The organism is Mycolicibacterium agri (genome assembly GCF_002553505.1).
Taxonomy (GTDB): domain Bacteria; phylum Actinomycetota; class Actinomycetes; order Mycobacteriales; family Mycobacteriaceae; genus Mycobacterium; species Mycobacterium agri.
Genome location: NZ_PDCP01000160.1, coordinates 1 through 5,848, shown reverse-complemented (window position 1 = coordinate 5,848; position 5,848 = coordinate 1). Strand labels below are relative to the sequence as shown.

4 protein-coding genes and 1 pseudogene are annotated in these 5,848 nt (G+C 62.1%); 3 read left to right on the top strand and 2 right to left on the bottom strand.

All coding sequences use genetic code 11. The annotated features are described in order from the left end of the window. Positions 1-126: 126 nt before the first annotated feature. From CQY20_RS33025 to CQY20_RS33015, 3 genes are all read left to right on the top strand, one after another. On the top strand, positions 127-1,719 hold the full coding sequence (locus CQY20_RS33025; RefSeq protein WP_097945438.1) for a DNA primase family protein: 1,593 nt from the start codon (positions 127-129) through the stop codon (positions 1,717-1,719). A gap of 185 nt (positions 1,720-1,904) precedes the next feature. Further along, entirely contained in the window at positions 1,905-2,396 is a 492-nt protein-coding gene (locus CQY20_RS33020; RefSeq protein WP_097945435.1) for a hypothetical protein, read from the top strand. A gap of 169 nt (positions 2,397-2,565) precedes the next feature. Continuing rightward, complete coding sequence (locus CQY20_RS33015; RefSeq protein WP_097945432.1) at positions 2,566-3,408, top strand: phage major capsid protein; 843 nt, start codon at positions 2,566-2,568, stop codon at positions 3,406-3,408. A gap of 272 nt (positions 3,409-3,680) precedes the next feature. On the opposite strand, the gene CQY20_RS33010 is transcribed toward CQY20_RS33015, so the two are convergent. Together CQY20_RS33010 and CQY20_RS35075 are read right to left on the bottom strand one after the other, a co-directional pair. Further along, entirely contained in the window at positions 3,681-5,090 is a 1,410-nt protein-coding gene (locus CQY20_RS33010) for a hypothetical protein (protein WP_097945429.1), read from the bottom strand. Between the two features lie 2 nt (positions 5,091-5,092). Continuing rightward, a pseudogene (locus CQY20_RS35075) lies at positions 5,093-5,848 on the bottom strand (hypothetical protein); the annotation flags it as partial.

Genomic DNA, 5,848 nt, shown 5'->3' with positions numbered 1-5,848 from the left:
CCCTGCACCCGTCAATCATCCCGAAAACCCCAGCAGAACCACGCCCGCCACGCGGGATTAATTCAGCAGGCTCCTAGTACCTGAGCAGGCCATCGTCGACTACATCACCAGCCTTCAGGTCGTCTCGTGAGCGACGGAATCGACACGCCGCCACTCATCACCTTCGATGAGATCAAGGCAGCCGCGGAACTGCGAGAGGTGCCGTACCGGCAGCCAACCCGCGCGAAACGGCTGATCATGAACTGCTTGGTTTGCGGCGGCGAGTCGTGCGTGACCGTAATCCAGAAAAGGCCGTTCGTGTACGTCAACTGCGACAACGAATGCGCACCGCTGCACGTCGTGCGCACCCTCAAAGTCGAAGGGTTACTGACTGCGCCGCGGTCGACTGACGACCTCGGCGCGAAGCACGGCAATCAGGTGCGAATCGCCTACCTGTTCGCGGAGATGTTCGCCCACATGTTCATCCATGTGTTCGGCCTGGGTTGGTTCTGGTGGAGCGGCAAACGCTGGGTCGAGGACCGCGGCGACAAACGGGTGACGGAGTACCTGCTTCGGACTCTGCGGCAAGCACTGGCTGACTCACTCGGCGACCCGGATCTACGCAAGGCGGTCGGGCAGTGTGAAACCAACGGCGCGATCGCCGGGGTACTGAGCATCGCATCCAAACTGCCCGAGCTCCGCGTCGACCCCGACGAATTGGACGCGGACCCGTACCTGCTGAATTGTGCAAACGGAACGCTCGACCTGCACGAGTTACAGTTGCGGCCCCACAATCCCGACGACCTGCTCACCAAGATGACCGAAGCGTCATACGACGAGACGGCGGTTGGCACGACGTGGGACAACTTCCTAGCCGAAGTGCTGCCAAACGAGGCTGTCCGCGAATGCTTCCGGCGCATGGTCGGCATGTCATTGATAGGCCGCCAAGTCGAGCACGTCCTACCGCTGCTGACGGGTGTCGGCGCCAACGGAAAATCAACCGCGATCGATGCCATCCTGCATGCGTTCGGAAGCTACGCGATGGCCGCCCATCCCAACCTCCTCACCGAGGGCAAGACGTCGAGCATGGGGCTTGTCGACCTCATGGGGCGACGCCTCGCCGCTATCAACGAAACGAACAAGGACGCACGGATAGCCGATGCCACCGCCAAACAGGTCACCGGCGGCGACCGGATGAAGGCGCGCAGGCTGTACTGCGACTGGATCGAGTGGACGCCGTCGCACACGCTGGTGATGATCACCAACCATCCGCCAAAGGTCAGCGGTGACGACGAGGCCATGTGGCGGCGGCTGATGATCTTCCCCTTCGACGTCGTTATCCCGAAGGAGAGGCGCGACGGCACACTGCCGGAGCGGTTGAAGGTCGACGCCGAGGCTGTTCTCACGTGGGCGGTTCAGGGGCTCGCTGACTATCAGGTCGACGGCCTGAACCCGCCCGACGATGTGCTGCTAGCCACCGCGGAGTACCGAGCCAAGTCCGATCACGTCGGCCAGTTCATCACCGATCAATGCGTGACCGGCAGCCCGGCGCTCAAGGTTTCAGCGAAGGCATTGCATGAAGCTTGGCAGCGGTGGGCTGCATCAGAGGACTGCCATCCCCTGGGCCGCAATACTTTTCAGGAGGCCATCGCCAAACGGCCCGGTATACGCGCCACCAAGAGCGGCGGCCAGAAGTTCTTTGAAGGTATTCGGTTGAGGATGGTGGCAGATGGCGACTGAAGCGAACACCAACAGCCAGCGCAACAGTCCTGCTCAGCGGGTGTGTTGGTGACTTTGGTGTTTTCCACACAAAACCTACATACGCGTGTGCGCGGGGAGGTTCTCTTCAGGAATCACCAAAACCACCAAAGCGGCCCAGGCCGACAGCGCAACCAAAAGTCGAGAGGAAACAGTTGAGTAACAACATGATTCATACCGAGCTTCTTAAGGGGGCATTGGAAGGTTCCGACACGGCACCTGACGCGATAGTTGAGGCCGACGCGACCGGCAACAGCAAGGACCGGGGAGCCGCGAATAAGGAGGCCGCGAAGTACCGCGCCCGCCTGCGTGACGCTGAGGCGAAACGCGACGAGTTAACCGAGCGGCTGGCGACCCTGCAGCGCGGGCAAGCCGAGACGTTGGCCCGCGAGTACCTCGCCGACCCTTCGGACCTATGGCGCGATGGCATCGAACTGACCGCGCTGCTGGACGACGACGGCAATCTCGATCCCGCCAGGGTCGCCGAGGTTGCGCAGGAAACCGTTGCTGCACATCGGCATTGGGCCGCGCAGCGCCCACCGAAGCGCAATCCGGCGGGCAGTGGCGGGGGCTTCAAGAGCGGCGCTACCGGCACCGACAACTACCGACAAGCCCCGTCGTGGCACAAGGTGCTCAACACAACTCGAGGCGACGCCTGACCGACAGATTTGAACAGAACTGCCGATAAGCTGGTCGGTGCGGAGACCACGCAGGTCCGTGACCTCGGTCGCCGCGCCGATCAGCTCCAGGCGGGCAATTCGTCGCAGGCAGTGCCGCGACTATCAGAACTGTTTGGTAACTCAACTTGGCTGAAAGACAGATACTTTTATGACACTGCTCACCTCTATCTCCGGTGACACCCACGGCCTGCTGCCCGACGAAATCGGCGCTCTCATCACACAGCCCGTTCGGCACCTGTCCATTGGTCTGCGCGTAGCAACCGTGGTGACGACCACCGCTCACGAGTACCGGGTACCGGTCGTCCTCGGCGACGCCGGGGCCGCATGGGTGCCTGAAGGCGGCGAAATCGCACCAAGCGAGGCCGATTTCGATGAGATTGTTGTGCGCCCTCAGAAGGTCGCCGGGCTATCGATCATCAGCCGCGAATTGGCCGAGGACTCGGCACCGTCCGCGCAGGCGCTTGTGGGCGAGGGCCTGGCGCAGTCCATCGCCAACGCCGTCGACGCGGCCTTCTTCGGCAATACCGTCCCCAACGGGCCGAACGGCTTGCTGTCGGTGTCCGGCTTTTCCGTCGTAGATACGGGCGGGACCATCGCCAACACCGACCCGTTCGCCGAGGCACTGTCTATGGCGGAAACCGTAGGGGCGCAGGTAACCTCATTCGTTGCTCATCCGACAACCGTGCTCACGCTGTCGAAGGTCAAGAAGCAGAGCGGCAGCAACGAGCCGCTGCTCGGCTACGACGCCTCTCAGCCCACGCAGCGCCAGGTGCTCGGCGTCCCGCTGATCCCGTGCCCGGCGGTGGCCGCGGGCGACGTGTGGGCGGTTCCGCGCGGCAAGGTCGTTGTGGTGTTGCGGGACGACGTGCGCCTTGAGGTCGATCGGAGCCGCTACTTCGAGAGCGACCGCGTCGGCATCAAGGCAACCATGCGTGTCGGTGTCGCGTTCCCGCACCCTGCGGCGATCGTCCGTCTGTACGACGCGCCCTAAGCCCTTGGGTGGTGGGGCTGTCGTGCCGTCTCTGAGTGAAGCGCCGCCATCGCGGAAATGCTGCAGCCACAACACCTTTGCCGAGCGCCCCGCGCGTGCGCGTCGTTTTGCGACCTCCGCGCCGCGCGGGGCCGCTCTACAGATTCTGGATAGACCGGGCAGTGACCCCGATCACACGACAGACGCCCCTCGTCGGCATAGGCGTTTGTCCCTCCCCGACATTTTTTCCCAAGACGGACTGCTCGCTAACGGTTAAGCGACTACATGCCGTTTCACCGGTTGAAGGTCGGCCGGCTGCGGATTTGAGTGTTCTCCGGTAACCCGACGCCCTTCTGCGCCAACGCACGCAATACCGATTGTCCGACTCCAAGGGGCAGCGCCGCCGAACTGTGAGCCAGCGCGACAGGAATAACCGCGTTCGGGTACAGCCGTGTGCGCACTCCGTCAAGAACCTCGCAGATTGTGCGCAACGTCGGATAGTTATTCAAGTCCTCGGCCCCAGGGCCTTCGTATGGCAATACTCCAGCCTTGGGCGGCACCGTGATGACAAGCGGGTCACCGGTGCTCGTCCGGTAGATAAAGCGGCGCCCGTAGAACTCGTCTGTGCCGTACTTGTTTCCGTCGGGGCGACCGGTGATCCGATTGATGTAAGCGGTAGTCAGCTTCATCACGTGCCCCTCAGGGATGAGCTCACTGATGAGCTCAGCATGTTCAACAAACCTTCCCGTCTTTTCCACGCCGACCATCAACGGGAGATCAGTGCCCTGTCCTTCCGACCACGTGAACAACTGTTGGAGGTAGTCGTGAAATCTGCGCTTGAGCGGCGCAAGTCCACCGAATAAGGCCAGGGGGCCGTCAGTGACGAAGATCGTGTTGCGAAAGGCGTCGAGCGGGCGCGCCGCCTCCGAGTAGAACAGGTCTAAGTAGGACAGTGTCATTAGACGTTCAGCGATGTTCATCGTGCGCGTGATCGCGGTCTGGTTCGAGCCCTCTGGTGTGTACTCCTCATGCGTTCGAAGAACATCGGCCAAATACAGCGTCTCGCCGCAGTCAGGGCACTTTCCGCCGTCCCTGCCGACTACCGGACCACCACCGGCGGGGTAGTCGTGCGTACGTGACGGGCAGGTTCGTAGAGCGATCCCCGCGGCGGCCGCGCCGGGTGCCCCGTGCAGCGTGAGCAGGGCATCCGCCAGTGTTCGCGGTGACGCCTCGTCGAAGCGGGTGTTCTGCAGGAAGTAGTCGACTTCGCGGCGCCAAGTTTCGATCCCTGAGTGTCCCGGCTGCACAAGGCCAGAACCTGGCAGCGCCGCATCGAAGGACGCCGCCTGGTGTGCGTCACTTACCATGCGCGGGTCGACGAAGGGTCCCCTGCCAGCTTCATCGAGCTTGTCGATCTCGAGCAGCGACCCAGCAACCCGAATGTAGCCAACCTTAACCGTCGGATATTCGCGTGTTGCTTCGACCTCAGTCTCTGATCCGTCCACCGTGATCGAAAACCGCACATCTGTTGACTGTGTACGCGTGGTGAGCGACGAGACATCCACACATAGGTCAGTCACCTGTGCGTCGTCCTCAGGGCGGGCCTGCGCGACCTCCCAGCGGGCGAAGGCCTCCTGAACGGCCTGGCTGGAAACCGTGGGCACATGACCCAGCCGTGGCGCTCGTTCGCTCGGATAGGGCATTTTCAGGCTTCTTCGACGGTGCCGTCAGCGCCAATGGGCGTCAGCCCGGCTGCCTGTCGAGCAGCGTTAATCATTGCGTGGTCGAACTTGGCGACCTGCACTGGGACGATGTACTTACCCGAATAGGTCTTCATGCGCACGAACCCGATGTCTTCGCAGCGTCGGATACTTTCGGCCCAAGTCTTGAAGTCGTAGTAGTGCGATAGCTCGTTGGTCTCCTTGTCGGAATTGAGATGTGCCACAAGCCAATTCGAGGTGTTCGACAGGATCCGTTGATCGACGCTTGAGACCTCTTGCGTAGCGTAAACGAGACCGATCTTGTATTTCGCGGCCTCCTTCGATAGGCGCACCCACGGGTTACTCGCGACTTCCTTCGCGCCACGCTCGAACAGGTTGTGGGCCTCTTCCACGACGATCTGGAACTTCACCGGATCCTGCCCACTGCGGAATCGTTCGTTAGCACGACCGAGGAGGCTGTTGACGATGTTCTCGCTGATTATGCGCTGCACATCGCCAGTCCCGTGGGAAAGGTCCACGATCGACAGCCGGCCGTGTTGCATGTCCTCCCATACCTGGTCTTCGACGCGGGCCTGGGAGTGGGACGAATGGAACTCGTGCAGCGTCCTGATTGCCGCTTTTCCACTCGCCCGGTCGAGGAACTCAGCGATGAACTTGAACGGTTGGCTGTGACAGGTTGATTTGGCCCCGGTAGGACGGTCTGTTTTGGCCCCGTCCGCCCGACTCGCCGGTGCGGTTGT